Source organism: Acinetobacter sp. RRD8, assembly GCF_031844225.1.
In the GTDB taxonomy this organism is placed as follows: domain Bacteria; phylum Pseudomonadota; class Gammaproteobacteria; order Pseudomonadales; family Moraxellaceae; genus Acinetobacter.
Window position 1 is genome coordinate 1 of record NZ_JAUZUU010000023.1, and the last position, 25,555, is coordinate 25,555.

At 44.1% G+C, this 25,555-nt stretch carries 29 protein-coding genes; 8 read left to right on the forward strand and 21 right to left on the reverse strand.

Annotation, left to right across the window (positions count from 1 at the left end):
* Positions 1-5: 5 nt before the first annotated feature.
* From Q9R24_RS13685 to rplM, 5 genes are all read right to left on the reverse strand, one after another.
* Positions 6-653 carry a hypothetical protein gene (locus tag Q9R24_RS13685; protein WP_311204708.1) on the reverse strand — a complete coding sequence of 216 codons (648 nt, stop codon included), beginning with the start codon at positions 651-653 and terminating at the stop codon, positions 6-8.
* 18 nt (positions 654-671) lie between these two features.
* Positions 672-1,100 (reverse strand): ClpXP protease specificity-enhancing factor, encoded by a 429-nt coding sequence (locus Q9R24_RS13690; protein ID WP_311204707.1) that lies wholly within the window; start codon positions 1,098-1,100, stop codon positions 672-674.
* A 9-nt stretch (positions 1,101-1,109) separates the two neighbouring features.
* Positions 1,110-1,763 (reverse strand): glutathione S-transferase N-terminal domain-containing protein, encoded by a 654-nt coding sequence (locus Q9R24_RS13695; RefSeq protein ID WP_180180542.1) that lies wholly within the window; start codon positions 1,761-1,763, stop codon positions 1,110-1,112.
* A gap of 331 nt (positions 1,764-2,094) precedes the next feature.
* Positions 2,095-2,481 carry a 30S ribosomal protein S9 gene (gene rpsI, locus Q9R24_RS13700; protein ID WP_004281681.1) on the reverse strand — a complete coding sequence of 129 codons (387 nt, stop codon included), beginning with the start codon at positions 2,479-2,481 and terminating at the stop codon, positions 2,095-2,097.
* Positions 2,482-2,494: 13 nt separating this feature from the next.
* On the reverse strand, positions 2,495-2,923 hold the full coding sequence (rplM, locus tag Q9R24_RS13705) for a 50S ribosomal protein L13 (protein ID WP_004281682.1): 429 nt from the start codon (positions 2,921-2,923) through the stop codon (positions 2,495-2,497).
* Positions 2,924-3,224: 301 nt separating this feature from the next.
* Between rplM and pdxA the strand changes: the two genes are divergently transcribed.
* The 3 genes from pdxA to Q9R24_RS13720 are packed head-to-tail and all read left to right on the forward strand — an operon-like array spanning position 3,225 to position 5,894.
* A complete protein-coding gene (gene pdxA / locus Q9R24_RS13710; RefSeq protein ID WP_311204706.1) occupies positions 3,225-4,196 on the forward strand; it encodes a 4-hydroxythreonine-4-phosphate dehydrogenase PdxA in 972 nt (323 codons plus the stop codon).
* 33 nt (positions 4,197-4,229) lie between these two features.
* A complete protein-coding gene (gene rsmA, locus Q9R24_RS13715; RefSeq protein ID WP_311204705.1) occupies positions 4,230-5,042 on the forward strand; it encodes a 16S rRNA (adenine(1518)-N(6)/adenine(1519)-N(6))-dimethyltransferase RsmA in 813 nt (270 codons plus the stop codon).
* Between the two features lie 6 nt (positions 5,043-5,048).
* A complete protein-coding gene (locus Q9R24_RS13720) occupies positions 5,049-5,894 on the forward strand; it encodes a symmetrical bis(5'-nucleosyl)-tetraphosphatase (RefSeq protein WP_044111683.1) in 846 nt (281 codons plus the stop codon).
* A gap of 51 nt (positions 5,895-5,945) precedes the next feature.
* Here Q9R24_RS13720 and Q9R24_RS13725 read toward each other — a convergent pair whose 3' ends face one another.
* From Q9R24_RS13725 to Q9R24_RS13760, 8 genes are all read right to left on the reverse strand, one after another.
* The gene (locus Q9R24_RS13725) at positions 5,946-6,392 is read right to left on the reverse strand and encodes a DUF2147 domain-containing protein (RefSeq protein WP_004281686.1); all 447 of its coding nucleotides are present in this window, start codon (positions 6,390-6,392) and stop codon (positions 5,946-5,948) included.
* Positions 6,393-6,539: 147 nt separating this feature from the next.
* On the reverse strand, positions 6,540-6,989 hold the full coding sequence (locus tag Q9R24_RS13730) for a DUF2147 domain-containing protein (protein WP_004645963.1): 450 nt from the start codon (positions 6,987-6,989) through the stop codon (positions 6,540-6,542).
* 60 nt (positions 6,990-7,049) lie between these two features.
* Positions 7,050-7,499 carry a DUF2147 domain-containing protein gene (locus Q9R24_RS13735; RefSeq protein ID WP_044111684.1) on the reverse strand — a complete coding sequence of 150 codons (450 nt, stop codon included), beginning with the start codon at positions 7,497-7,499 and terminating at the stop codon, positions 7,050-7,052.
* Positions 7,500-7,697: 198 nt separating this feature from the next.
* On the reverse strand, positions 7,698-8,144 hold the full coding sequence (locus tag Q9R24_RS13740) for a DUF2147 domain-containing protein (protein WP_005106118.1): 447 nt from the start codon (positions 8,142-8,144) through the stop codon (positions 7,698-7,700).
* A gap of 86 nt (positions 8,145-8,230) precedes the next feature.
* Positions 8,231-8,905 (reverse strand): LrgB family protein, encoded by a 675-nt coding sequence (locus Q9R24_RS13745; RefSeq protein WP_180086482.1) that lies wholly within the window; start codon positions 8,903-8,905, stop codon positions 8,231-8,233.
* Between the two features lie 9 nt (positions 8,906-8,914).
* Positions 8,915-9,286, reverse strand: coding sequence for a hypothetical protein (locus Q9R24_RS13750; protein ID WP_004281691.1), 372 nt, complete (start codon positions 9,284-9,286; stop codon positions 8,915-8,917).
* 40 nt (positions 9,287-9,326) lie between these two features.
* Positions 9,327-10,667 (reverse strand): ribosome rescue GTPase HflX, encoded by a 1,341-nt coding sequence (gene hflX, locus Q9R24_RS13755; protein ID WP_311204704.1) that lies wholly within the window; start codon positions 10,665-10,667, stop codon positions 9,327-9,329.
* Between the two features lie 77 nt (positions 10,668-10,744).
* Positions 10,745-10,876, reverse strand: coding sequence for a hypothetical protein (locus Q9R24_RS13760; protein ID WP_267313459.1), 132 nt, complete (start codon positions 10,874-10,876; stop codon positions 10,745-10,747).
* Positions 10,877-11,065: 189 nt separating this feature from the next.
* Between Q9R24_RS13760 and Q9R24_RS13765 the strand changes: the two genes are divergently transcribed.
* On the forward strand, positions 11,066-11,875 hold the full coding sequence (locus Q9R24_RS13765) for a 1-acyl-sn-glycerol-3-phosphate acyltransferase (RefSeq protein WP_004281693.1): 810 nt from the start codon (positions 11,066-11,068) through the stop codon (positions 11,873-11,875).
* Positions 11,876-11,911: 36 nt separating this feature from the next.
* Here Q9R24_RS13765 and Q9R24_RS13770 read toward each other — a convergent pair whose 3' ends face one another.
* On the reverse strand, positions 11,912-13,546 hold the full coding sequence (locus Q9R24_RS13770) for a phospholipase D family protein (protein WP_311204703.1): 1,635 nt from the start codon (positions 13,544-13,546) through the stop codon (positions 11,912-11,914).
* Between the two features lie 101 nt (positions 13,547-13,647).
* On the opposite strand from Q9R24_RS13770, the gene Q9R24_RS13775 reads away from it, so the two are divergent.
* Entirely contained in the window at positions 13,648-14,658 is a 1,011-nt protein-coding gene (locus Q9R24_RS13775; protein WP_253113516.1) for a metallophosphoesterase, read from the forward strand.
* Between the two features lie 24 nt (positions 14,659-14,682).
* On the opposite strand, the gene Q9R24_RS13780 is transcribed toward Q9R24_RS13775, so the two are convergent.
* The 3 genes from Q9R24_RS13780 to trhA form a co-directional block, all read right to left on the reverse strand.
* Positions 14,683-15,084, reverse strand: coding sequence for a hypothetical protein (locus tag Q9R24_RS13780; protein WP_004732173.1), 402 nt, complete (start codon positions 15,082-15,084; stop codon positions 14,683-14,685).
* A gap of 133 nt (positions 15,085-15,217) precedes the next feature.
* A complete protein-coding gene (locus Q9R24_RS13785; RefSeq protein WP_004281697.1) occupies positions 15,218-16,525 on the reverse strand; it encodes an MFS transporter in 1,308 nt (435 codons plus the stop codon).
* Between the two features lie 142 nt (positions 16,526-16,667).
* Positions 16,668-17,312: a PAQR family membrane homeostasis protein TrhA gene (gene trhA / locus Q9R24_RS13790; RefSeq protein WP_253159474.1), complete on the reverse strand. Its 645-nt coding sequence runs from the start codon at positions 17,310-17,312 to the stop codon at positions 16,668-16,670.
* A gap of 102 nt (positions 17,313-17,414) precedes the next feature.
* On the opposite strand from trhA, the gene Q9R24_RS13795 reads away from it, so the two are divergent.
* Complete coding sequence (locus Q9R24_RS13795) at positions 17,415-18,638, forward strand: SAM-dependent methyltransferase (protein ID WP_195725625.1); 1,224 nt, start codon at positions 17,415-17,417, stop codon at positions 18,636-18,638.
* Complete coding sequence (locus Q9R24_RS13800; RefSeq protein WP_311204702.1) at positions 18,632-19,063, forward strand: GNAT family N-acetyltransferase; 432 nt, start codon at positions 18,632-18,634, stop codon at positions 19,061-19,063. The genes Q9R24_RS13795 and Q9R24_RS13800 overlap by 7 nt, the downstream gene beginning before the upstream one ends.
* A 69-nt stretch (positions 19,064-19,132) precedes the next feature.
* Here the strand turns inward: Q9R24_RS13800 and Q9R24_RS13805 are convergent, their stop codons facing one another.
* From Q9R24_RS13805 to Q9R24_RS13820, 4 genes are all read right to left on the reverse strand, one after another.
* Positions 19,133-19,480, reverse strand: coding sequence for a hypothetical protein (locus tag Q9R24_RS13805; RefSeq protein WP_311204701.1), 348 nt, complete (start codon positions 19,478-19,480; stop codon positions 19,133-19,135).
* A gap of 160 nt (positions 19,481-19,640) precedes the next feature.
* The gene (locus Q9R24_RS13810; protein ID WP_311204700.1) at positions 19,641-21,776 is read right to left on the reverse strand and encodes a 3-hydroxyacyl-CoA dehydrogenase NAD-binding domain-containing protein; all 2,136 of its coding nucleotides are present in this window, start codon (positions 21,774-21,776) and stop codon (positions 19,641-19,643) included.
* An 11-nt stretch (positions 21,777-21,787) separates the two neighbouring features.
* The gene (locus tag Q9R24_RS13815) at positions 21,788-22,993 is read right to left on the reverse strand and encodes an acetyl-CoA C-acetyltransferase (protein WP_311204699.1); all 1,206 of its coding nucleotides are present in this window, start codon (positions 22,991-22,993) and stop codon (positions 21,788-21,790) included.
* A 198-nt stretch (positions 22,994-23,191) separates the two neighbouring features.
* On the reverse strand, positions 23,192-24,202 hold the full coding sequence (locus Q9R24_RS13820; RefSeq protein ID WP_004645946.1) for an AraC family transcriptional regulator: 1,011 nt from the start codon (positions 24,200-24,202) through the stop codon (positions 23,192-23,194).
* 213 nt (positions 24,203-24,415) lie between these two features.
* Here Q9R24_RS13820 and Q9R24_RS13825 point away from each other — a divergent pair, with 213 nt between their 5' ends.
* Entirely contained in the window at positions 24,416-25,537 is a 1,122-nt protein-coding gene (locus Q9R24_RS13825; RefSeq protein WP_213687620.1) for a CaiB/BaiF CoA-transferase family protein, read from the forward strand.
* Positions 25,538-25,555 lie beyond the last annotated feature (18 nt).

A 25,555-nucleotide genomic window follows, 5' to 3' on the forward strand; every position in this document is an offset into this window, starting at 1 on the left:
TTATTTTAGCCAAACACGTGCATTACGGCTGCGATTAATACCCAAAGAATGACAATCGCCACGATGGGTTCAACAATCTTTGCCCATGTTGGGGTATTGATAACAATGACTTCTTCGACATCTTGATGCTGCTGATTCTGGCTTACCATTTGATTAAACTCCTTCATTGATGCTTCCAATGATAGCTCTTCTTGCACAATTGGTTTAGAGCCTTTGAGTTCTGTTAGCTTGTTTGTTGTCCAAACCCAATCATCTGCTTGACCAGATAAATGTTCAATTTGCCCGGTCAGTAATTCCTGAATGCTATGGATATTATGGTTGCCGGTATCATGCAGTTGTTTTAATTCAATAAGCTGTAAATGAAAAATTTCTGAAGTGCTGTGCTCAAGCTGGGCTCGATCCAGAGTGGATTGATTTTCCGGACTGGTAGCGAGATGACGCACGATTTCCAGGATATATAATTCATCAGGATGATTGATTTCATTATAAATTTTTTGTGGGTTATGACGCCATTCAGTAATAAGTTTTCCTAAAGTTAAGGCATTGATTTCTGATATATATTTTCGTCTTTCTTCTTTTATATATTCTTTTAGAAGCTCAGGCTTTTGAGTCTCTATCTGTTCAACAAAATATTGTACTAAATCAAAAGCCATTCACTTGCTCCATTATTTTTAATCTAATAGTCTTAAAGTCGGTTTTTTCTTTGGTTGTTCAGTTTGTTCTTCAGTGCTTGATTTTAAAGCATCTTCATCATTTTGTGTATGCTCATATTCACCTGGATCAAAGAATAAACCTTGACCATTTTCACGTGCATAAATACCGAGTATTGCTGCCATAGGCACATAAATATCACGAGAAACGCCACCAAAGCGAGCCGAGAAGCTAATGGCATCATTGCCCATATGCAGCGCATGCACGGCATGTGGCACAATATTCAGAACAATCTGTCCATCTTTAATAAACTGTTCAGGAACCATGGTATTTGGGCGTGTAGCATCCACCAGCAGGTAAGGCGTCATATTGTTATCGCAAACCCACTCATAGATTGCACGTGCCATATAGGGACGGGTAGGGCTAAGGTTGAATTCTTGTTCGGACATGAGGTTTCTCTACGGGTGCTTGAGTTGCGCTGAATAACGGTTCTTTTCCTGCAATGTCATGGATTTTACAAAGGCAGGACGACTGAAAATTCGTTGGCAATATAAATAAAACGGACGGCATTGCTGCTGTGGTAATTCTACGCCCATCTGTTTCAGACGGATAAAAATTGGTGCCAGCATACAATCCAGGATACTAAATTGTTCAGACATAAAATAGGGAAAATGCTGGAATAGTGGCATCAGTGAAATCAGGATATCCTGTAACTGCTTTTGTGCCTGAGTTCTGGCTTTCTTATCCAGCGTATCAGGATGGCGTAACATGAGATCAGCCAGCTTTAACCAGTCATTTTCAAAGCGCCAGATATATTGTCGTTGCTCTGCACGGGGCATTGGGGCATCGGCATACAGTTTATTCTGACGATAACGATCATCTACATATTCTGAGATAATTGAAGTATTAAATAATTTGAGTTCATTTTCGATCAGCATAGGCAATTGATTATAAGGATTGAGACTGGCCAGATCCTCATCATCGGCATCCACCAAAATCAGGTTATATTTAATCTGTTTTTCGGTAAGCACATAGCGAATCCAATGGGAACGAAAGTCATCGGCATGACTATAGAGAGTGATTCCTTGAAGAGGCGCGCTTTCGACTGACATAAATCCTGATGAGCTTCTAATGAATAGACTAGGATACTAAAATTCAACCTAAAAAGCACCAAGCATCAAAGATCAATCGGCTTGAGCCGAGGTAGATTATAAGAAAAACAACTGGAGGAAAATAAGATGCTGATCAAGCTTCCTGTCATTTTGCTATTTATCTGTATTGGGATCGCAAATTATTATTTGATGAAGTCATTCTGGTGTCATGAAGGGGTATGGGGTAAGGATGTGCATGAACAATAACAAGAAAAAAGGTCTAAATTACCAATTAACCGCCATAAAAAAACCCTGGAAAATCCAGGGTTTTTTGTCCGATTCGGTAAACGAATTAACGTTTAGAGAATTGAGGACGTTTACGAGCTTTACGTAAACCAAGTTTCTTACGTTCAACTTCACGAGCATCACGAGTAACGAAACCAGCTTGACGAAGAGCAGGTTTTAAAGTTTCGTCAGAAGCGATCAATGCACGAGTAATACCGTGACGGATAGCGCCTGCTTGACCACCAATACCACCACCAGCAACAGTGATGTAAAGGTCATATTTGTCAGTAGCTTCAAGAAGCTCAAGTGGTTGGTTAACAACCATACGAGCAGTTTCACGACCGAAATACTGTTCAAGAGTACGGTTGTTAATTACGAGTTTACCAGTACCAGCTGATAGGAAAACACGTGCAGTTGCGGTCTTACGGCGACCTGTACCATAATTAGTAGCCATGTGCTGTTATCCCTTAGATGTCCAAAACTTGTGGCTGTTGAGCAGCGTGTGGATGCTCAGTACCTGCATACACTTTCATTTTCTTAATCATTGCATAACCAAGAGGACCTTTAGGTAACATACCTTTAACAGCTTTTTCTAGAACTGCTTCTGGTTTGTGAGCGATTAACTTTTCAAAGTTAGTCTCACGGATACCACCAGGGAAACCAGTGTGGCGATAGTATTTCTTATCTTGTGACTTTTTACCAGTCACAGTGATTTCTTCAGCATTGATAACAACGATGTAGTCGCCAGTGTCAACGTGAGGAGTATAAGAAGTTTTATGCTTACCGCGTAAACGACGAGCGATTTCAGTCGCAAGGCGACCTAAAGTTTTGCCAGAAGCATCAACAACGTACCAGTCGTGTTGAACTTCAGCTGGCTTAGCGCTGAGAGTTTTCATTAAACCACTACCTATTATAGTTGGTTTGGACTATGGAATCTGTCCAAACTAAAGGAGACGCGATTCTAAACGAATACGTGAAGAATCACAAATGAAAATTAAAATTTCAAGCGCTGTATTTTATCTAAGCTGCTGCAATAAAGAAAGGGACAACCCGCAATCTGATTGAAAAATACCCATTATATTTGTAACTATAATTGTGGCTGTATCAAAATATTGATTTATAAGGACACTTTGCAATGATCGCTGCAGCATATAGATGATCGGGTTATAATATTTTTAGCTTTGCCAAATTGAGAAGATGATGCTGCCTTTATATGTCACCAGTGGGGAACCTGCCGGAATTGGTCCTGATATTTGCCTGAGTCTTGCAGAGCGTGTTGATGAGCGCCCAATTGTGGTATTGGCGGATATAGATATGCTCAAGCAACGTGCTCAGACACTTAAATTGCCGGTTGAGCTGATTCCATATCAAGGGCAGGATGCATCTTCAGGCATCGGTGAGCTTTTTGTAGAGCATGTACCTTTGCAGCAAGAGGTGGTATTGGGTGAATTGAATCCGAACAATGCTGCTTATGTACTGGAGCAACTGCGTCGATCTGCAGACTATGCCATGTCAGGAAAAAGTGTCGGCGTTGCGACTGCGCCTGTACAAAAATCTGTAATTAATGAAGCAGGTATTTCTTTTAGTGGCCATACCGAGTATTACCAGGAATTTGCCGGTGTTCCACGTGTGGTCATGATGCTGGCCACCAAAACCTTACGTGTGGCTTTGGCCACTACCCATCTTCCGCTTCGTGCTGTGGCAGATGCAATTACGCCTGAGCGTTTACATCAGGTGATTGATATTCTGATTCATGACCTGAAATCCAAATTCAAGATTGAACAGCCGAAGATACTGGTTTGTGGTTTAAATCCGCATGCGGGTGAGGGTGGTTACTTGGGGATGGAAGAAATTGAAGTGATCAATCCGGTACTCGAAAGTTATCGTGCTCAAGGTATCAACATGAGTTTAAGCCTACCTGCTGATACTTTATTTACTCCAGAAAACCTAAAAGATGCTGATGCTGTTCTGGCGATGTATCACGATCAGGGTTTACCTGTGTTAAAATCACAGGGCTTTGGTGAAGCCATTAATATTACCCTCGGCTTACCGTTTATTCGAACTTCTGTTGATCATGGCACAGCACTCTCCCTTGCGGGGACCGGACTTGCGAAAAGTTCCAGCCTGCACGTTGCTGTCGATTTAGCCCTCGATCTGGCGCGCCACTGATTATTGTTCATCACTCACGTTGGAAATGTTTTTATGTATCAAATTAATGCCTTAAACCCAAAAGATGAAGGGCATCAGGCTCGAAAAAGATTTGGTCAAAACTTTTTACATGACCAGCGTGTCATTGCCAAAATTGTACGCTCAGTCAATCCGCGTCCAGGTCAGAACATTCTAGAAATTGGCCCAGGTCTGGCTGCTTTGACTTCACCTTTAATTGGTGAATGTGATGCCTTAACCGTACTTGAGCTGGATCGTGATCTGGCTGCTGGCCTGCCGGGTCGTGTGCCGCATCCTGAACGTTTAACCATTATTGAAGCCGATGCATTGAGATATGATTATTCTCAATTGTTTCAGGAAGGTCGTCCATTACGTGTAGTGGGTAACTTGCCTTATAATATTTCAACGCCACTGTTATTTCATCTTTTGGAATTTGGCGACAAAGTGCAAGATATGCATTTCATGTTGCAAAAAGAAGTGGTCGATCGTATTACCGCATCACCAAATACTAAAGAATATGGCCGTCTGTCGGTGATGATTCAATATTTCTGTAAACCGACTTTCTTGTTTGAAGTGCCACCTGGATCTTTTAATCCGCCACCAAAAGTGACCTCAGCGGTATTCCGTTTAGAGCCTTATAAAGTTAAACCGATTGTGGCGAAGAATGAAAAAGCGCTGGCACGTCTGGTATCGCATGTATTTACCCAGCGTCGTAAAACTCTGCGTAACAGCTTGAAGGGGATGCTGGTCGAAGAGGGTTTTGAAAAAGCGGGTGTTGATCCGATGGCGCGTCCAGAAACCCTGTACCTTGAACAGTTTGTTGCACTTTCAGATCAAATGGTGGCTTAAATTACGATGAACCGCACTGCTCGATATAATTATGTGATTGGGGATGTTCAAGGCTGTTTTGAGGCCTTGAAAGCTTTACTCAAGGAAATCCAGTTTGATGCAGAACAAGATTTTATCTGGTTTGCTGGAGATTTGGTTGCACGGGGTGAAAACTCAATTGCTGCATTGCGGTTTATCAAAAAGCTGGCTGAACAAGGTGCGGCTGCGACGGTCTTGGGAAATCATGATTTGACTTTGCTGGCTTATGCCCGCGGCATCAAACCGGTGAAAGAAAAAGACAATGTTCGTGATGTGATTGATGCGATCGACAGTGATGACTTGATTGACTGGCTGCGCAAACAGCCAATGTGTCTATTTCCAAATGAGCAGACTATCCTGACGCATGCTGGGATTCCGAATATCTGGAGTGCAGAAAAAACTGCTCAATTGGCACAAGAAGTCGAAGCGATCATTGCTCATGATGACTTCGAGGTGCTGGATGATTTTCTGAAAGAAATGTTCGGGAAAGAACCCGCACTTTGGTCGGATCAGCTACAAGGCCATGAACGTATTCGCTGTATCGTGAACTACCTCACCCGAATGCGTTTAACTGACGCTGAGGGACGTCTGGAATACAGCTTTAAAGATGCGCTGGATGATCCGATGCCGGAAGGTTTTAAACCTTGGTTTGAGTTTGAATCACAGGCTGCGAAAAGTCATCAGATCCTGTTTGGTCACTGGGCCGCCTTGAATGGTAAAACCATTTCGAACAAGATTCAGAATGTAGATGGCGGTTGTGTCTGGGGTAATCAACTGATGGCATTCCGCCTAGAAGATCAGCAGATGTTTGCAGTGGATAATCCGGCGATGTAAGCACATTCCATAAAAAAGCCACGTGATTACGTGGCTTTTTAGTTTTAAAATTTAGTCTGCTCGAATCCAGGTCTGGTTACGGCCTAGAACTGAAACGCCAATACTGGCACGTAAGGTTAAACGTTTACCCGTATTGTTTAAACGCATTTTTGCATCATAAATTTTACCTGCCAATGGGTCGATAATACGACCTTTATCATAATTCTTGGTGCCTTCAACCAGTTTTAGGCCTTTTAAAATGGTCATACCTAAAATAGGCTGATTGGTATAAGGTGCAGGACAGTTATTGCATTTTTCACGTGGATTATAGTCTGGGCGAGGCGTGATTTTTACAATTTTGCCTGAATAGGTATTATTTGCTTCTTTGCTAATGACGATAATCGCTTTAGCCGCCCCCGTTTTATCATCAATTTGTTGCCAGGTCCCGGTAATATCGTCTGCCCAAAGATTGGTCATACATCCTGCTGTAAGCGCGGCAAGTAATATTTTTTTAAACATAGAGAGTCATTCCAAAGAATTTTTATCATCGCCCGCTCATGTTAGAAATCTTACTAAAATAGTCAACACTTATCTGAATACTATAGAGTTGATACACTGAAAAAAGCTGCCAATTTGGCAGCTTTTTTGAATAATGAGAATTAGGTATTAATCTTGGCGAATCCAGGTCTGGCTACGGCCTAAAGCGGACACACCCACATAACCACGCAAGGTTAAACGTTTACCATTGGCATTTAGACGCACTCGAGCGTCATAAACTTTACCTGCCAATGGATCAATCACTTTACCTTTTTCATAATTGTTGGTGCCTTCCACATGTTTTAAGCCAGTCAATACATCCATGCCCATGATCGGCTGATTGGTATAAGGCGCGGGACATTTATTGCAGGTCTTTTGTGGAGTATAGCCTGGACGTGGAGTCACTTTGATAATTTTTCCAGCAAAAGTTCCATTATCATTTTGACGAATTTCAATAATTGCTTTAGGTGAGCCGGTTTTATCATCAATTTGCTGCCAGATGCCCGTCAGATCCTGTGCATAAGCAGTCCCAGTCATCAGTGCAGCGATGAACATTAATCCTAATTTAGTTTGTTTCATTATATTTATGCCTTTTTTATAGATGAATAAAATATCCCCAACACAAAAGTGCTGTTTTTATTAATCCTGGCGAATCCAGGTTTGTGTGCGACCAATCGCAGAGATCCCGATATATCCACGTAAAGTCAGTCGTTTCCCATTGGCAGAAATCCGCCCTTTTAAATCATAAATTTTGCCAGTGAGTGGATCGAGTACCCGGCCATGTGCATAGTTATTTTTGTTGGTGGGTTTCAGTCCTTTAATGACGTCTAACCCCAAAATCGGTTTATCGGTATAAGGTGGTGGACATTTGACACATTTTTCCCGTGGTGTATAACCTGGGCGAGGTGTGACTTTAGTAATCGTTCCGGTATACGAGCCATCAGCCTGCGTTTTCATTTCAATCAATGCTTTAGGTGAGCCGGTTTTATCATCAATCTGTTGCCAGAGACCAGATAACTCCTGAGCAAAGGCCAGAGAGCTAGTGAATAAAGAAGCTGAAAAAACAGTTAAAAGTGTGATTTTATACATGCGATATCCTTATTTTTTTATGAACATTCACCTAATTCCATGTGGTGAATGCTGATGCAAACTACGTTAATACACTTTCATAATCTATATTGCATGAAAAAAGCGTATGTTTAATATTCATACAACTTAATGCATTAAAATGCAAGCTTCTATCTACTAAAGCATAACCCCGTCACATTTTATTTAATAAAGCAGGAATTAATCCTGCTTAATCCAGGTTTGACTACGGCCTAGTGCTGAAACGCCGATATAGCCGCGTAGGATCAGACGTTTCCCATTAGCACTTAATTTTGCTTTGGTGTTATAAAGATTCCCTGATAATGGATCAAGCAGCTTGCCTTGAGCAAAACTGTTATTGCCGACGTGCTTTAAGCCAGTGAGCACATCCAGGCCGAGAATAGGTTTATTGGTATAAGGTGCAGGACAGGACACACAGTTTTCTTTCGGGGTATATCCAGGACGCGGGGTGATTTTTGTGATCTTGGCAGCATAGACGCCGGAAGCCGTCTCACGAATTTCGAGGAATGCTTTAGGTGAACCAGTTTTGTCGTCAATATTTCTCCATGTCCCTGAAAGGTCAGAGGCCAAAGCCAGATGGCTGAAAGAGGCTAAAAGTAAAGTTGAAAAGAATTGAACCTTTTTCATATATCTGTTCCTAGGTTGGATTAGAGTTCTTACTCTATAGTAAGAACGATTACCACATAAAACAAATGATTAATTTGATTCACTAGTCACATTTTTTGCAAATAAAGTATAAACGTAGGCAACCAGACCGCGGTAAAGACTGCATTGACGGCCATACCAAATGCGGCATAACGTCCTGCAATACTGCCACGCTGCCAGGCCTGAGCTGTACCAATGGCATGTGCGGCTAGTCCTAAAGCCAGTCCGGAGGCACGTTCATCATTGATATGTTTGAGAATAAATGGAGAAAAAGCTGCACCAATCACACCAGAAAGAATCACGATTAGAATGACCATGCTGATGGGTGCATCCAGCAGGGTGGCAATATTAATCGCAATTGGAGTGGTCACTGCGCGGGTAGCAAACGCCATAATATCTGCAGAGGACATATGCAGCAGATAAGCTAGTCCCATCGGCAAGGCGACAGCACTGATACTGGCAAAAACCAAAATGCCGATAATGGCTTTGAGCGGCAAGTCATCGTAGCGCATCGCGGCCAAAGGGATAGCAAGTGCGACGGTCACATAGCCGAGTAAATGGTTGAAAAGTGGATTAACTTCATCCATGTAATTTTCATAGGGAATGCCGAGCGCAAATAAAATCACCAGTACAAAGAACATGCTGAACACGATGACGGGAATTTGCGGAATGAACCGGTTACAGGGTTTGGCAATCAGATAGGCGATGAGGGTAACCGCAAAGCCATACAAAATAGATAACATGCGGAACTCCTATAACCAGCGCTTGGCCATTTTGGCGTAAATCCATAAAGGAATCAGGGTGCTGAAAAACATGATGAACAGAAAGGCCGGAATTTTCTGGCCCATATGTACCAGCATCATCAGTGCACCTGCACTGACAGGCAGGAAAGCAAAGGCGCTTTCCTTCATCAGTTTGTTATTGGTATCCACGAGGCGAGCGGGGAGTTTGCCAAAGTAGCGCCAGGTAAACAGCGCAATTAAAAGGCTCAATAACCCGACCAGATTGCCTAATTCAGGATGATTCAGTTGGGTCATTAACCAGACCGAAGCTTCCCGAAAGACAATAATAAGTAACAGGGTGCCGATCCATGCTGGCCAGTCTATTCGTTTTATCCAGTTCATTGCTATGATCATTAATATTAATAAGTTTACTTATCAAGTTTTACTCGATCTTTGACTGGATTTCAAACGCTTCCAGTGGACGTTGAAATTGCTGCGCCTGTTTGCCTAGAATTTCATCTACAGGTAAATGCGCCTGTTTAATTAACTGTTCCAGTTTTTGTGGGGCAATTCGAATGTGCAGATGCAGTTGGCCTTCATCATCATAATGTTCAGACTGAATCACATTCAGACCATAGAGCTGGTTACGCAGCTTGCCGTAGGCAGGTTTCAGGATTAAATCGAAGGACTGTAGTTGCCCCATCAAGGACTCATGTACCGCTTTACGCAGCAGGTCGATACCTTCGCCACTATGTGCCGAGACATAGACCCGTTCCGGTTCGCCCGGGCGTCGATAAATAATTTTGGCTTCTTCACCGCTACAGTCAATTTTATTGTAGACCTGAAGGATGGGAACATCGGCCCCAATTTCTTTCAGCACTTTGTCAACGGCTTCAATCTGTTCCAGCATCTCTGGGCTACTTGAATCAATCACATGCAGTAACAGTGTGGCTTCAACGGTTTCTTCCAGCGTTGCCTTAAAGGATTCTACCAGTGAATGGGAAAGATTACGGACAAAACCTACCGTATCGGCCAGTACCAGATTGCCGATTCCATCCCATTCCAGACGCCGTAAGGTTGGGTCCAAAGTGGCAAACAGCTGATCGGCTGCATAGACATCGCTGTTGGCGAGTAAATTAAACAGGGTAGACTTACCAGCATTGGTGTAACCGACCAAAGATACCGTCGGCACAGCCGCTTTTTGACGGGCAACACGGCCTTGCATCCGGGTCTGGCGGACTTTATCAATACGTGCCTTGAGCTGTCCCATACGGATACGCAGCAAACGGCGGTCAGTTTCCAGCAGGGTTTCACCCGGACCACGTAAACCGATCCCGCCTTTCTGGCTGTCGAGATTGCCACGACTACGAATTAAACGTGAAGATAAATGTTGTAACTGTGCCAGTTCGACTTGCAGCTTACCTTCATAGGTACGGGCACGCTGGGCAAAAATATCCAGAATCAGTTCAGTACGATCGACCACGCGGCATTTGATCACCTGTTCCAGATTTCGGGCTTGGGCCGGGGTCAGGGCATGGTCAAAAATGACCAAATTGGCCTCCAGTTCTTCAACACGTTCAGCAATTTCTTCTGCCTTGCCGGAGCCGATAAAAAATTTGGCGTCAGGTTTGATCCGCTGAGCATGAATATGTTCCAGAATTTCAGCATCTGCAGACTGTGCCAGCAAACGAAACTCTTCAGCATCAAGGTCATCCAGCATTTGTACGCTGACACTCACCAGAATGACGCGCTCTTTCCCTCGATGTTGTTGTAAATATTCCACTCAGGCCCATCTCCACTTGAAAACTTTAGTGTAGTTGAAAAAAGGCTGTGCAGATACTGAATTAGCGCGGCTTTGGTTTAAAGTGCGCTGATAAACAGTTGTACAAGTGTTACCAGTACCACGGCATAGATAACGGTGCCGCCCAAAATATATTTGAGCACTTGTAAAGGTTGAGGTGTGTCGTTCGCGGGCTGGGTTTGATCTGGCATGGCTACGATCCTTTTCAATCTAATATTTCGATAGTTTTAGTTTGAATGATTTTTTAATCCAATTAAAATTGAAGATATAGATGTTATTGGCCGATTTTTATTATCAATGCAAGTTGCGAATGAACAGTATAGAATGAGTTTAATTCGTGGATATTCCCTGTATCTCGCTTAGGATTTAATGACGTTTTTATGAACTCGACTGTACAAAACCAGACTCCAGATATCGAAGGCTTGGCCAAGTTTTTCCTGTATAGCCGGAAAATCACAGCTTCATTGGCTACCATTAGTGAAGGGTTTTACTTGGTTTTTCGTCATGGCTTATATAAAAATCCGAATAACCCGACCAATACGCGCTATGTGCAACATTTTTGCCGTCAGTTATGCAAAGTATTCAATATCGAAGTGCAGGTGCATGGCGAGATTCCACGTGAACCCGCCTTATGGGTCAGTAATCACGTGTCATGGCTGGATATTGCAGTTCTGGGTTCAGGGGCGCGGGTATTTTTTCTGGCAAAAGCAGAAATTGAGAACTGGCCGATTTTAGGCAAATTGGCCAAGGGTGGGGGTACCTTATTTATTAAACGTGGTTCAGGGGATTCTGTCAGGATTCGTGAACAAATTACCGGTTTCCTCAAACAGAATATTCCGGTGCTGTTCTTTCCTGAAGCGACGACTTCTGATGGGCGAGCCATCAAAAAAGTGCATGGCCGGATTTTAGGCGCCGCGATTGAAGCGCAGCGTCCTGTACAAATCTGTCTGATTTGTTATGTGAATCAGCAGGGCGAACTGGATATGGTTGCGCCGTTTGTCAATGACATCAGTTTTGCCGCCCATGTCAAAAAAGTACTGGAAATGCCGCAAGTCATTGCACATTTAGTGGCTTTACCTGCAATTGCCACTGAAGGGCATACGGTTGAAAGCCTCACCCGTGTGGTTCAGGAAAAAATGCAGACTGGCCTAGTTGAACTTCAGTCACGGGTATTAAAAAAGCCTCAATAAGAGGCTTTTTTATGGTTTCTGTTCGAAGAATCAAGCTTACATAAAACCTTCAATTGGCAGCCAAGACACCAGCTTAAGGCCAGCTTTCTGATACCATTTCATTTTGGGTTCTTTGGTAAATGTTTGAACGTCACCATTGGCTTTCTTGATTTTCCAGTTAATGTTCTGATTCGCATCGAGCACTAGTTTATAAGCATATTTGCTTAAATTTTTGTCCATGGTGTCGTGTACTGCACGTGCCAAAGACGGACTGTTCAGCAACACGCCAATTTCAGTATTCAGATAAGCTGAACGCGGATCAAAGTTAAAAGAACCAATAAACACCTGTTTTTGATCCAGTGCCATCAACTTGGCATGCAGGCTGGAACGACTCAATCCTTTCAGGCTGACTTTGGCTTTTTTCGAAATTTCCTCTGTATTGGCATTTAGGTGATTGGCTTCTGGCGCTGCTAAGAACTCATACAGCTGCACCCCATTTTTCAATAGATCCTGACGATATTTAGCGTAAAAAGCATGCACCACAGCAACGTCGTTGGCCTTAAAAGAGTTGGTCAGGACGCGAACCTTGATATTTTCATTCGTCAGTTTCTTTAAACGGTCTGCACCAATTTTTTCCGGAACAAAATAGGCAGAGACAATATCGACACTTTGTTCAGGTTTTTCCAGACGCTGTAATAACTGGAAATTCAGGTGTTCTTCGGTTTTGGCCTTGGCCTTGATTTTGCTCGGTGGATCTTTGACTACTTCGGCTTCCGCCCAATCCAGCTGAATGTTTTGTTCCAGCCATTGGTCAAAGGCTCTGGAACGATTGGCCAGATCCAGATAATTTTGAGTGGCTGGCTCCTGACTATGGGTTTCTAGCTGTTGTTTTAAGCTTGGAAAACGTAAGCCATGATGCCGTGGATTCACCACCTCTTGTACCGGATAGGCATAATCATCATTCCAGTATTCATCGAAGGAATGAATGATTTCATCCGATGCTGCACCGACCAGCATCACATCGACATCAGAGAACTGATAGCTTTCACTGACATTATAATACTGGTTACTCATATTGCGCCCGCCAATCAAGGCAATCTGGTTATCAGCAATAAAGCTTTTATTGTGCATGCGGCGGTTAATGCGCTTTAAATCCAGCACCATGTCCATGGCGCGGTATTTACGAAAGCGATAGGGATTATACAGTTTGACATCGATATTTTGATGCTGGTTTAAGGCCAGATAAATCCCTTCCATTTTCTTGGCATTATTGTCATCCATCAACAGGCGCACTTTTACGCCACGATCTGCTGCCTGAATAATCGCATGCAGGGCGAGGGCACCGATTCGGTCGTTATCCCAGATGTAATATTGCAGATCCAGACTGCGTTCCGCTTTATTAATCAGCTGAATCCGAGCAGCCAGTGCTTCAAGCGGATCATACAGCACGCGATAACCAGTCAACCCGATGTTCTGATCACGTAAAGGTTCAACAATTTGTGCCAGGCTGGTTTGCGAGGTATCCGTTTCAAATGCCATCTGGCTTGGCTGTTCGGTTTGCTTGGGTAAGGTGCTACATGCAGGTAGACCCAGAACCAGGCTACAGCTCAGTAAAATGCCGGCTTTATAGCGATGAGTGCGTATAAAACTTGAGGATTGAAGGTGAACTTGATCGCGGGGAGCAGTGGCCATATAAGTCGAAGAATGAAAAATTAGAATTGAGTATAATTGCCAGCTATGAAAAGATAAATATAAAGCCAGTAATCTGCTGCTCGACTGAATAAGGCCAATTTATGTGGGATTCGAATTCCGTACTGTTTTATTTTTATCTGGGAATGGCGATTTTAGCCATCTGGGCTGTGGCTCAGGCATGGTCGAGCCAATCACGTACCGAAACCATTCATCCCTTTAAAGCTTTTGGTCATTTGCTGGCGTTTTATCTTGCCTATTTATTAATCCCTTTGGTTTTCTTCAGTATTTATGCTGGATGGACGGGGTATTATTCTCTGCATGAAGCCATTTTTGTATTTTTGCTCAGTGGGGTTTTGACTTATGCACGCTTTATCGAGCCGCATTTAATTCAAGTGAAAACGACACAATATCAGATCAATGCAGATAAACGTTTAAAGCAGCCGGTGAAAATCGCCCTGATTGCAGATTTGCATATCGGTCTGTTTTCGGGTCATGAGCGTCAGTTGCGACAAATTGTACACAAATTAAATCATATTCAACCTGATTTGGTGGTGGTTGCTGGCGACTGGACTTACGAGCCAGAAAATAAACTGGCACAGGAATTGGCAGTTTTAAAAGAGATTCACGCTCCGGTCTATTCAGTCAATGGTAACCATGACGAACAATATCCCGGACCGCCGATTCGGGAACTGTTGCACTATGCACTACAAGTCAATCAGGTCATGGATATTGAAGGTCAAATTGTCGAATTTGATGAATTCCGACTTTTGGGCGTGGGTGATCTCTGGGCTGGAAAAGCCGACATGCGCAGTTTGCCAGACTTGCCTCAGGACAAGCCTTGGGTCATTCTTTCGCATAACCCGGATACGGTCGATATGATTCCGAAACTGCCGACACGTCCTTTAATGCTATCCGGGCATACCCATGGCGGACAGGTGGAGCTGCCTTGGCTGACCGATTACGTCATGAAAAAGGTTTCAATTTTGGGACATAAAAAGGGCATGTACCGTCATGAACATGCAGATGTGTTCGTGACTGTCGGTACCGGTTTGGTCGGTGTACCTTTCCGTTTCCGGGTGCCGCCTACCATTGATATTATTGAACTGATTTAAATTCAGCCGGCATTCTGTACCGCGTTAACTGATGATCCAGACCAGAATCAATAACACGACTGCGACGGCTGCCATCATCCAGATTTTCTTTTCGATTTTTCGGGTTGGCACATTTTCACGTAATTGTTGCGCAGTGATTTCAGCTTCTGTGGATGTGCTCAAACTAGGATGGGTGGGGATTTCCAGTGGCGGTGTCACCAGGTCGATATCACCGGCATCATCACTAAAGCGTGGACCGGTACTTTCATGCTTCATGACCACATCATGTTCCCGCACAATTTCATCAATCACTTGCAGCGCCTGAGCTTCATCCAAGGGTGTATTCTCGGTGATATAGCGAACAGCTTCTAATTTTTTATCATCTTCCAGCAAAATAATGATATTGACCAACTGCTCCTGCGAGAGGTATTCAATAAGATCCTGCATGGCCTTGCCTCATTTTTTTAAATTGAGTTCATTTGATTGTTGAGCAAATTTAACGAGATAAGTAGCCGAGTTTTGTTGTGAAATGATAAAAAAAGCCAGCATCAAGTGCTGGCTTTTGAATCAATCTAAAATCTTAGATCTGATTATTTACATCATCATTCTTGGTTTCACGAATCAGCAAAAACGCGACAAGCGATAGGATAGATGCTGCGGTCAGGTAATAACCGACTGCAGACAAACCATAGGCTGTTGCCAGCTTGGTTGCGATTAACGGTGCAAATGATGCGCCGAAAATGCCTGCCAAGTTAAAGGTCAATGCAGAACCCGTGTAACGTACTGAAGTCGGGAAGATTTCAGACAATACAGTACCGATTGGCCCATAAGTTAAGCCCATAATCGCCAGACCAATACACAAGAACAGGAACACCACCAAGGTGCTGCCAGATTCAAGCATATCTGCAAAGAAGATACCGAAGATCGCAGAAATGACACATACCGCAATCGAAGTAGTCTTACGGCCAAATTTCTCGGCCAATACTGCTGAAAGTGGGATAAATGCAGCAAAACATAGGGTTGCAACTAACTGCAATTGCAGGAATTCTTCACGAGAATAACCGAGTTGTTTGGTTCCCCATTGCAATGCAAATACCGTAGTAAGATAGAACACAACGAATGTACAGATTGCAGCAATCGTACCCAGAACCAGCATACGAGAATGCTTTTTGAATACCTGAACAAAAGGAACATTCACCTCTTTTTGTTTATCTAGTACTTTCTGGAAAGCAGGTGTTTCATGCAATTTTAGACGAATCCATAAACCGACAATTACCAACAAGGCACTTGAGATAAACGGAATACGCCAGCCCCACGCCATAAAGTCAGCTTCAGACATGAAAGCGCCAAGGGTCAGGAAAGAACCTGTTGCCAGAATAAAGCCGATTGGAGCACCCAGTTGCGGGAACATGCCATACCAGGCACGTTTGCCTTCAGGGGCATTTTCAGTAGCGAGAAGTACGGCACCTGACCATTCACCGCCCAGACCCAAGCCCTGACCTAAACGGCACAGTGCAAGTAACAGTGGTGCAGCAATTCCGATTTGCGCATAAGTTGGTAACAGGCCAATCGCAACGGTTGAAATCCCCATAGTTAGCAAAGCTGCAACTAAGGTGGCTTTTCGTCCGATCCGGTCACCTAAATGACCAAATAATGCTGCACCAATCGGACGGGCAATAAAGGCAATGGCAAAAGTCGCAAGAGACTGAATGGTTGCGGTCATCGGATCTGTACTAGTAGGGAAGAACAGATACGGAAAAATAATGACAGCAGCGGTGGCATAAATATAAAAATCGAAGAACTCGATTGTGGTGCCTACCAAGCTCGCTGTTAAAACGCGAAATTTTGAATTTTGTGCTGGCTGAGCAGCAGAATTAGACGACGCCATGGAAAACCTTACACTTACTAAAAATAAAAAAACTTAGTTTTAAAAGCGTAATCTTTTTAAAAAAGGCGTAATTTTTTAAAAAAACAACTGCAATCTTCTCGCTTCAACTCGCTCAGGGTCACTGAAATGAAAAAGGAGATGATTAAATCACGTAAAGATAGATAGACAGAAAATGTGATCCTGCGCCTATCAATACAAATATGTGCCAGATAGCGTGGGTATATCTTACTCTTTTTAAAGCGTAAAACAATGCACCCACGGTATAAGCGAGTCCACCAATGATGAGAAAGGTTAAAGATTGAGCACTTAAATATTGCTGCATGTCATCAATCACCAGCAGCGCCAGCCAGCCCATGGCCAGATAAGCCGCCAAAGAAAGTTTCTGGAAACGATGAATGAAAACGAACTTGAAAAGTGTACCAAGAAGGGCAATCACCCATAGCGCAATCAATAAATACTGGGCTTTGGCGGTCGGAATGGCAATCGATAGGAAAGGGGTATAAGTTCCGGCGATTAAATAATAAATCGCAGTATGATCGATTTTTTTATAAAAATAACGGCGGTCTGCTGCAGTGGCCATGTGGTAAAGCATGGAAGCAGAAAATAACAGAATCATGCTCAGTGCATAAACCCAAAGACCAATCCATTGTCCAGTACTCAGGTAAGACCCTTTAATAATTAAAAGAATACCGGCAATAATGGACAGCCCGGCACCTACACCATGACTAATATAGTTAATCCGTTCCTCATTTTGATCATAATCTGGAACCAGTGGAGCATTCTGCATGATTGTCATTCTTTTTCAAATATACACTTGTATAGTAATTCAATTTTGCTTTTAGGTTAAGAAGATTTAAACTTGATGCGCAATTCATTTCAGGTTTTATCTATGTCAACGTTGGCAACTCTCTCAGATCAGGAACAGCAATTCTTGGATACCTTTCAGCAAGCTGTTGAAAGGAATCAATTCGATCGCCTGATCTTAAGCCAGTATAAAGGTGAACTGCAGGATTTAGAGAAAATGACCTTGCGAGTCATTACATTAAATGAACAGCGCGTATTGAGCTGTCTATATCGTTACAAGACGCAGGATGTCACGAAAAATTATCCTTTAGATGAAGCATTATTCCAGGTTACTTCACTACTGGCGTGTTGCAAACAGGCCAATCTGATGACAGTAGATGAAGAATTACAGCTGAAAAAAAACAAGAAAAAAGCTATGTTAACGCGTAGCAAACATAAAGCCACGATGAATCAGGTGAAGCCTGCTGAACAAGGCCATGACCGGATTAAACAACGTTATGTCGATCAGGACAGCATCTTTCTCCAATATCTCGGTATTACCGATCAAAAAGCGCAAATCATTCCGAGCATGGCGCGTAAATGGAAGCAGATTAATAAGTTTGTAGAAATCTTCTCAGGTGCATTGGCACAGATTAAGCCACAGGCTGAAGGCCTGCGCGTGGTGGATTTTGGTTCGGGTAAGGGCTATCTGACTTGTGCTTTATATGACTATATGCAAAAACATGGTCAAACGCCGTATGTCACCGGGGTAGAGCTTAATCCGAAAATGGTTGAATTCTGCCAGAATGTCGCGCAGCAATCTGGTTTTGATCAGCTGGACTTTTTCCAGGGGGATGTCCGTACTTATGCACCGGAACGTCTGGATGTGATGATTGCCTTACATGCCTGTGATGTAGCAACAGATTTTGCGATTCATAGCGGGATTCGCCTGAATGCGCAGATGATCATGTGTGCACCGTGTTGTCATAAGGAATTGCGTCCGCAGTTGCAGGCGCCAAAAGTCCTCAGCCCGATGTTACAGTTTGGTATTCATGCCGGACAGCAGGCAGAAATGTTGACCGATACCATTCGTGCTTTACTGCTCAAAGCTTATGGTTATGAAACCAAAGTTTTTGAATTTGTGGCGCTGGAACATACCAGTAAAAATAAAATGATTCTGGCGACAAAACGTAAAGACTATCAACAACCTGATCAGGCGGTTCTGGCACAAATTCAGGCCTTAAAAGAGATGTATGGTATCCAGAAACATTCACTGGAATTGTTGCTCAATGACCAGTGGGATCAGCAGGGAATTGGTTCTAAATGCTAAACAACCCAGAACTGAAAATAGTGTCCGGCAGCTGGAAAGCTTTGGCAGTGTATGCCAAAGCGATTCGTGAAGCCGTGTTTATTCAAGAACAGCATATTGCAGCTGAAGATGAGTGGGATGCTGAGGATGTGGTTGCTGTACATTTCATTGTTTTTCAGCAGGATCAGGCGATTGCTACAGCACGCTTATTGTCAAATAACAGTATCGGTCGGGTTGCAGTCCTAGCAACAACACGCGGTTTAGGTGTTGGTCAGCGCTTGATGCAGGCCGTGATTGACTATGCGCGTGCAGAGCAGCGTAAGTTGGTAAAGCTGTCTTCGCAAGTGCACGCCATTGGCTTCTATCAAGCGCTGGGATTTGAAGCTCAAGGTGATGAATATCTGGATTGTGGAATTCCGCATATTGATATGTATTTAAAGCTTTAATTTTCAGCCATTCAAATACGAAAAAGCGAGGCATTGACCTCGCTTTTTTATGCATAGACTGAATCTGGATCAGTGGCCATGTGCTGCATTTGAGCTGTGCTCGGCATTATCCATATTGGCATGTTCTTCAGCTGACATATTGTGTTCAGCGGCTGTCGTACCTGGATGAGCAGTATTGGCAGCTTCACGTGATTCACGATCTGCTTGCGCTTTGGCAATGGCTTCTGGAGACATCGTCGGTGCATTTTTAAAAGCGTGTTGCTGGGTAGTTTGTTTATTTTGCTGGCTTGGCATGTAATCCGGTTCATTACTTATCGCGAGCCAAAAAATAAGCATGAATAATCCACCTAAAATACAGAAGATGATAAGTGCTTTCCAGCCCCAAGGAGATTTTTCAGGTGAACTGTGATCAGTCATAGGTCTTACCCACGTGGATATCAAACTTATGTAACTTTATAACATAAATTGATCAAAAAGCAGATCGAAATCTGTCATCAGATGACTCTGTTTATTGCTTGAAGTAAATTCAGAGAATAAAAAAGAGGAAACACGTTCCTCTTTTATTTAAGTGACCACACTATTGAATCGGCTGGGCGTGTGCTGCGCGATCTTTGAGGAGTTGTGGGGCTTTGAAGCGTTCGCCATATTTATTTTCAAGTACTTTGGCACGGGTCACGGCTTTGGCTAAACCATACTGATTCAGGAATTGTACTGCACCGCCCGTCCAGGCGGCAAAGCCAATACCAAAAATGGAACCCACATTGGCATCGACTACAGATTCCAAAACACCTTCTTCTAGACAGCGAACCGTATCCAGTGCCTGTACAAACAGGAAGCGGTCAATCATTTCCTGTTCAGAAATATCGTTGTCTTTTTTCCAGTGGCTGAGACCAGACCAGAGCTGCTTTTTGGCATCGGCCGGATAATCATAAAAACCTGCGCCTGCGGCCTTACCTTTACGGTTAAATTCGTGAATCATGCTGTGAATCACGTCATCCGCAGGTGATTTAGTGATGGTCTGACCTTGTGCTCCTAAAGCTTTGTATCTTTCATTGGCCACATGTTCAGACAGGGTCAAGGACACTTCATCCTGAATCGCCAACGGGCCTACCGGCATACCGGCTTTGAGAGCTGCCATTTCAATTCGTGCCGGATGTACGCCTTCTGCCAGCAGACGCAAGCCTTCCTGTACAAAGGTGCCAAACACGCGGCTGGTAAAGAAGCCACGGCTGTCATTCACCACAATCGGTAATTTGCCAATCTGCTGCACGAAATCGAAAGCTTTGGCCAGCGTTTCTGCCGAGGTATTTTTACCTTTGATAATTTCGACTAGCTGCATTTTATCGACCGGACTGAAGAAATGCAGGCCGATAAAGTTCTGATCATTTTTTGAAGCCTGGGCTAATTCTGTGATCGGCAGGGTCGAGGTATTCGAAGCCATCATCCCGTTGCTGGCAAGATATTGCTCTGCCTCTTGCGTGACTTGAGTCTTGAGCGCGGGACTTTCAAAGACGGCTTCAATGATCAGGTCACAACCCGCTAGATCTTCATTCGATGCAGTCGCTTGAATCAGACCCAGAACCTGATCTCGTTTCTCGGCTGTTAAACGCCCTTGAGCGACTTTTTTATCCAGCAGTTTCTGGCTATAGGATTTGCCTTTTTCAGCCGCTTCTAATGAAATATCTTTCAGAACTACTGGAATGCCTTTGCTGGCAGTGGCATAGGCGATCCCAGCACCCATCATGCCTGCACCTAAAATACCGACTTTAGTGGCTTTCCACTTTTCAATATCTTGAGGGCGACTGGCACCGGACTTGATTGCATTCAGACCATGCCAGAAAGTGCCAATCATATTTTTAGAAATTTGACTGGTCGCCAAATAAGTAAAGTAACGCGATTCAATGGTCAGGGCAGTATCGACATCGACCTGTGCACCTTCTATCGCAGCCGACATGATCGCTTCAGGCGCAGGATAACAACCTTTGGTTTTATCGCGCAGCATCGCCGGAGCAATTGCCAGCATCTGGGCAACTGCTGGTGTCGAAGGGCTACCACCCGGAATTTTATAGCCTTTTACATCGAATGGCTGCTGAGATTTTGGATTGGCTTTGATCCAGGCAATGGCCTTTTTCAACAGTTCATCGGTACTGTCTGCGACCTCATGAATCAGCCCTAAAGATTTAGCTTTATCGACTCCAAACTGTTTGCCTTCCATTAATAAAGGAAGGGCATTTTGCAGACCGAGCAGGCGGATGCTACGGACGATACCACCGCCACCTGGTAATAAACCCAGTGTGACTTCAGGCAGGCCAAATTTGCTTTTAGGGTCATTCAGGGCAATACGATGATGGGCACACAGGGCAATTTCCCAGCCACCGCCAAGCGCCGTGCCATTCAGTGCAGCAACCACAGGAATACCGCGAGTTTCGATATAGCGTAGTTTGGCTTTCATCTCTTCAATCATATTGAAGAATTCAGTTGCATGTTCAGGAGTGGCTTGAATCAGTTCATCCAGATCGCCGCCAGCAAAGAAAGTTTTTTTCGCTGAACGGAAAATAATCCCGGCAATATCTTCATCTGCTTGTAACTGGGCAACGACTTCATCCAGTGCCGTGCGAAAGTCGGCATTCATGGTATTTGCAGACTGGTTTGGAGAATCAAACGTTAAAATAACAATATTATCTTCATTTTTTTGATATTGAATTGCGCTCATTATTTTTCTCCTTATACCAGTTCAATAATGGTTGCGATGCCCATACCACCACCCACGCAAAGTGTGGCTAATCCACGTTTTTTCCCCTGGCGTTCCAGCTCATCCAGCAAAGTGCCTAAAATCATGGCTCCAGTCGCACCGAGTGGATGTCCCATGGCAATTGCACCGCCGTTGACATTCACCTTAGCAGAATCAACCTTCATCTCATTGATAAAGCGCATCACCACTGCAGCAAAGGCTTCATTAACTTCAAACAGGTCAATATCATCAATTGTTAAACCGGCTTTCGCCAAGGCCTTACGAGCAGCCGGGGCAGGGCCGGTCAGCATAATGGTCGGATCTGCACCGACCAATGCCGTCGCCAGTACTTTGGCACGTGGCTTCAGACCTTGTTCTTTTACTGCTTGTTCCGATGCGATCAAAACCACAGCCGCACCATCGACAATGCCCGAGGAATTCCCGGCATGATGCACATGATTGACAGCACCGACTTCAGGATATTTTTGCAGGGCAATTGCATCAAAGCCCATTTGCCCCATAGTGGCGAAACTTGGATTGAGTTTGCCGAGGCCTTCTGCGGTCGTTGTCGGTTTGATAAATTCGTCTTTGTCCAGAATTACCACACCAGCTTTGTCTTTTACCGGGATAATAGAGGCGTTGAAATAACCATTGGCTTGAGCGGCAGCTGCTTTCTGTTGTGATTGTTCGGCAAACTGGTCTACATCGGCACGGCTATAACCGTCAATCGTGGCAATCAAATCTGCACCAATACCTTGCGGAATAAAGTCACAGGCCATATTGGTCTCAGGATCCAGTGCCCAAGGACCGCCATCTGAACCCATCGGCACGCGGGACATGGATTCGACGCCGCCTGCCACAACCAGATCTTCCCAGCCAGAACGGACTTTTTGTGCGGCCAGATTAACCGCTTCCAGACCGGAAGCACAAAAACGGTTGATTTGCACGCCTGCTACATCATTGTCCCAGCCGGCAGCGATGGCAGCCGTTTTGGCAATATCGGCCCCCTGATCACCAATCGGGGTGACACAACCCAGCACAATATCATCGACTTTTGAGGTGTCCAGTCCGTGACGGTCTTTCAGTTCATTGAGTAAACCAGTCAGTAATGAAATGGGTTTTACTTGATGTAAAGATCCATCTTTTTTGCCTTTTCCGCGTGGCGTACGAATGGCGTCAATAATATATGCCTCGCTCATAGCATGTTCCTTTTATTGATTTAATGAAAATTATTCTAATGATTCGAGTGTAATCCTTAATTTTTGAAGTGCAATGACGAGAACGGGTCAGATCAATTGAGCGATTTAGCCAATTGTAATTATAAAAAAGCCTAAGCTAATGCTTAGGCGGAGAGAACTGATTTTAATTTTTAAATGTTATTTCGCAACATCATTTGATTAATGATAGCCATGCAATTGACGATACAGACCCGGGGTTACACCGGTCCATTTCTTGAAGGCGCGGTGGAAAGTACTAGTTTCACTGAAACCGACTTGTTGTGCAACATCTTCAAGGGTCAGATCCGGATTAAGTAACAGGTGAATTGCTGCATCACGGCGCAAGGCATCTTTTACGCCTTGATAGCTTTTGCCTTCGGCTGCCAGACGGCGGCGCAAGGTTTGCGGTGATAGATAAAGCATCGACGCGACATCGTTTAATGTCGGCATTTCTTCGCCAATCTGGCTCTTCAGCACATCACGAATACGTGAAGTCAGCGAGTTGGTGTTTTTGAATTTCACCAGCAATTGTGCCGGCGCAGCTTTCAAAAACTCTTCTAAGGTTTCTTCATTCTGGCGAATTGGCAGGTCCAGATAATCCGCAGCAAAAGTGATCTCGGTGCGTGGCATATCGAACTGCATTACCGGCGCAAAGAACAGGGCATCATATTCATCGGCATGGTCTGGACGAGGGTAGCTAAAATGCACGCGTTCCAGTGGCAGGCGACGCTCAATGAGCCAAGACGCCAAGCCATGCCAGATCATCAGCATGCTTTCAGTAATGAAATGATCCGGATCCATCGCATTTGGAATCAGCGGAACCAGACGTGCTTCGTGTTTGTCGCGTTCCAGGGTCACCGACCAGTCATCACCAAAGAGTTTGTAGAACTGGGAAGACAGTTCCAGTGCATCACCCAGAGTTTTGGCATGAATGATCAGCTGGCACATGATCGCAAAAGTACCCAACCGGCGTTGCTGTTTGTCAAAGCCGACATGCTCGTCCTGGGTCACCATCCACAGCATTTTAATAAAGCGGGTATATTGTTCAGGCGAAATACGCGCTTTGGGCTGATGCAGCAGTTCTGCTTCAATCCCGACGTGAGACAATAAAGTATCGACATCCATGCCCAGACGCTTAACGCCAGATAAGGCTGCATTGACGAAGTGGATACTGATCGTATCACGACTCATGTTTAATCCTTCAGTCTCTTTAATGTTCACTAATAATTGACCTAAATGACGAAAAATAATAAAGCAATGGCAATTTACAAGAATACCTTTGCCATTTTCTTACATATTAGATTGCCGAAACTATCAAGGTAAATGGCTGAACATGACATTGTTTTTATTCATTTATGTGCCTAAGATGCTAAAAAAAGCAATATAAGTAGAGCAAATACTCCAATGTCATATGCATTAAAAGGATTGAAAATCCTAGATTTTTCTACACTTTTACCCGGCCCGTTTGCGACCTTATATCTGGCTGACCTCGGCGCCGAGGTTGTGCATATTGAATCACCGACCCGACCGGACCTGTTGCGATTAATGCCACCCTTTGCCAATGGACAGGCCACTTCACAAAGTTATTTGAACCGAAACAAGCAATCGGTTGCACTGGATTTGAAAGATCCTGCGAATATTGAACTGGTTAAATCCAAGATTGCAGATTATGACATTGTGATTGAGCAATTCCGTCCCGGTGTAATGCAACGTCTTGGGCTAGACTATCAAACCTTAAGCGAAATTAATCCGAAACTGATTTACTGTTCCATTACCGGTTACGGCCAAACTGGCACATATAAAGATAAGGCAGGGCACGACATTAATTATCTGGCTTTATCCGGAATTGCCGGACACAGTGGCCGGATTGAAAATGGTCCACCAGCCTTGGGAATTCAGGTCGCCGATGTTGCAGGTGGTTCCATGCATGCCGTGATTGCGATTCTGGCCGCGGTGATTGAACGCCAACAAAGTGGCAAAGGCCAGTACATTGACATTTCCATGACCGATTGTGTGGTAACGATGAGCAATCTGGCAGCTTCTGCCAGTCTGGCTGGCAATCAGCATCAATCTCCAGAATCCGGCTATCTGAATGGTGGAACTTTCTATGATTATTATGAAACCCAAGATGGGCGTTATTTGTCGATTGGTAGTCTGGAACCACCATTTATGCAGGGGCTGGCACAGGCTTTAGAGCTGCCGATTCTCCTGGACAAAGGCGCTTCTTATGCCGCTGAAGATCATGCTGTGGTGAAGCAGGCGATTCAGAATAAAATCAAGACCAAGTCATTAGCTGAATGGCAAATGCTGTTTGCCGCGCTGGATGTCTGTGTCGAACCGGTGCTCAGACTTGAGGAAGCGTTACATTCTGATCTGGCTCAGCAGCGGGGATGGATAGTACAGGTGCCACTCAAATCCAGCAGTCAGCAGACCGAAGCACAATTGGCTTGTCCGATTAAATTTTCACGTTCTACGATACGCTATGAGTTTGTAGGACAGCAATTGGGAGAAAGTCAAAATTGGTAATATTCTTAACGTGTTAAT

Excerpts from the sequence above, each read along its gene's own strand:
- Q9R24_RS13685 (WP_311204708.1), bottom strand. The coding sequence starts at position 653 with ATGGCTTTTGATTTAGTACAATATTTTGTTGAACAGATAGAGACTCAA.
- Q9R24_RS13805 (WP_311204701.1), bottom strand. The coding sequence starts at position 19,480 with ATGACTGATCACAGTTCACCTGAAAAATCTCCTTGGGGCTGGAAAGCA.
- Q9R24_RS13780 (WP_004732173.1), bottom strand. The coding sequence starts at position 15,084 with ATGCAGGATCTTATTGAATACCTCTCGCAGGAGCAGTTGGTCAATATC.
- pdxA (WP_311204706.1), top strand. The coding sequence starts at position 3,225 with ATGATGCTGCCTTTATATGTCACCAGTGGGGAACCTGCCGGAATTGGT.
- Q9R24_RS13825 (WP_213687620.1), top strand. The coding sequence starts at position 24,416 with ATGTCATATGCATTAAAAGGATTGAAAATCCTAGATTTTTCTACACTT.
- Q9R24_RS13725 (WP_004281686.1), bottom strand. The coding sequence starts at position 6,392 with ATGTTTAAAAAAATATTACTTGCCGCGCTTACAGCAGGATGTATGACC.
- trhA (WP_253159474.1), bottom strand. The coding sequence starts at position 17,312 with ATGCAGAATGCTCCACTGGTTCCAGATTATGATCAAAATGAGGAACGG.
- Q9R24_RS13800 (WP_311204702.1), top strand. The coding sequence starts at position 18,632 with ATGCTAAACAACCCAGAACTGAAAATAGTGTCCGGCAGCTGGAAAGCT.
- Q9R24_RS13820 (WP_004645946.1), bottom strand. The coding sequence starts at position 24,202 with ATGAGTCGTGATACGATCAGTATCCACTTCGTCAATGCAGCCTTATCT.
- rpsI (WP_004281681.1), bottom strand. The coding sequence starts at position 2,481 with ATGGCTACTAATTATGGTACAGGTCGCCGTAAGACCGCAACTGCACGT.
- Q9R24_RS13750 (WP_004281691.1), bottom strand. The coding sequence starts at position 9,286 with ATGAACTGGATAAAACGAATAGACTGGCCAGCATGGATCGGCACCCTG.
- Q9R24_RS13785 (WP_004281697.1), bottom strand. The coding sequence starts at position 16,525 with ATGGCGTCGTCTAATTCTGCTGCTCAGCCAGCACAAAATTCAAAATTT.
- Q9R24_RS13740 (WP_005106118.1), bottom strand. The coding sequence starts at position 8,144 with ATGAAAAAGGTTCAATTCTTTTCAACTTTACTTTTAGCCTCTTTCAGC.
- Q9R24_RS13815 (WP_311204699.1), bottom strand. The coding sequence starts at position 22,993 with ATGAGCGAGGCATATATTATTGACGCCATTCGTACGCCACGCGGAAAA.
- Q9R24_RS13695 (WP_180180542.1), bottom strand. The coding sequence starts at position 1,763 with ATGTCAGTCGAAAGCGCGCCTCTTCAAGGAATCACTCTCTATAGTCAT.
- rsmA (WP_311204705.1), top strand. The coding sequence starts at position 4,230 with ATGTATCAAATTAATGCCTTAAACCCAAAAGATGAAGGGCATCAGGCT.
- rplM (WP_004281682.1), bottom strand. The coding sequence starts at position 2,923 with ATGAAAACTCTCAGCGCTAAGCCAGCTGAAGTTCAACACGACTGGTAC.
- Q9R24_RS13690 (WP_311204707.1), bottom strand. The coding sequence starts at position 1,100 with ATGTCCGAACAAGAATTCAACCTTAGCCCTACCCGTCCCTATATGGCA.
- Q9R24_RS13730 (WP_004645963.1), bottom strand. The coding sequence starts at position 6,989 with ATGAAACAAACTAAATTAGGATTAATGTTCATCGCTGCACTGATGACT.
- Q9R24_RS13765 (WP_004281693.1), top strand. The coding sequence starts at position 11,066 with ATGAACTCGACTGTACAAAACCAGACTCCAGATATCGAAGGCTTGGCC.
- Q9R24_RS13795 (WP_195725625.1), top strand. The coding sequence starts at position 17,415 with ATGTCAACGTTGGCAACTCTCTCAGATCAGGAACAGCAATTCTTGGAT.
- Q9R24_RS13775 (WP_253113516.1), top strand. The coding sequence starts at position 13,648 with ATGTGGGATTCGAATTCCGTACTGTTTTATTTTTATCTGGGAATGGCG.
- Q9R24_RS13745 (WP_180086482.1), bottom strand. The coding sequence starts at position 8,905 with ATGTTATCTATTTTGTATGGCTTTGCGGTTACCCTCATCGCCTATCTG.
- Q9R24_RS13735 (WP_044111684.1), bottom strand. The coding sequence starts at position 7,499 with ATGTATAAAATCACACTTTTAACTGTTTTTTCAGCTTCTTTATTCACT.
- Q9R24_RS13810 (WP_311204700.1), bottom strand. The coding sequence starts at position 21,776 with ATGAGCGCAATTCAATATCAAAAAAATGAAGATAATATTGTTATTTTA.
- Q9R24_RS13720 (WP_044111683.1), top strand. The coding sequence starts at position 5,049 with ATGAACCGCACTGCTCGATATAATTATGTGATTGGGGATGTTCAAGGC.
- Q9R24_RS13770 (WP_311204703.1), bottom strand. The coding sequence starts at position 13,546 with ATGGCCACTGCTCCCCGCGATCAAGTTCACCTTCAATCCTCAAGTTTT.
- Q9R24_RS13760 (WP_267313459.1), bottom strand. The coding sequence starts at position 10,876 with ATGCCAGATCAAACCCAGCCCGCGAACGACACACCTCAACCTTTACAA.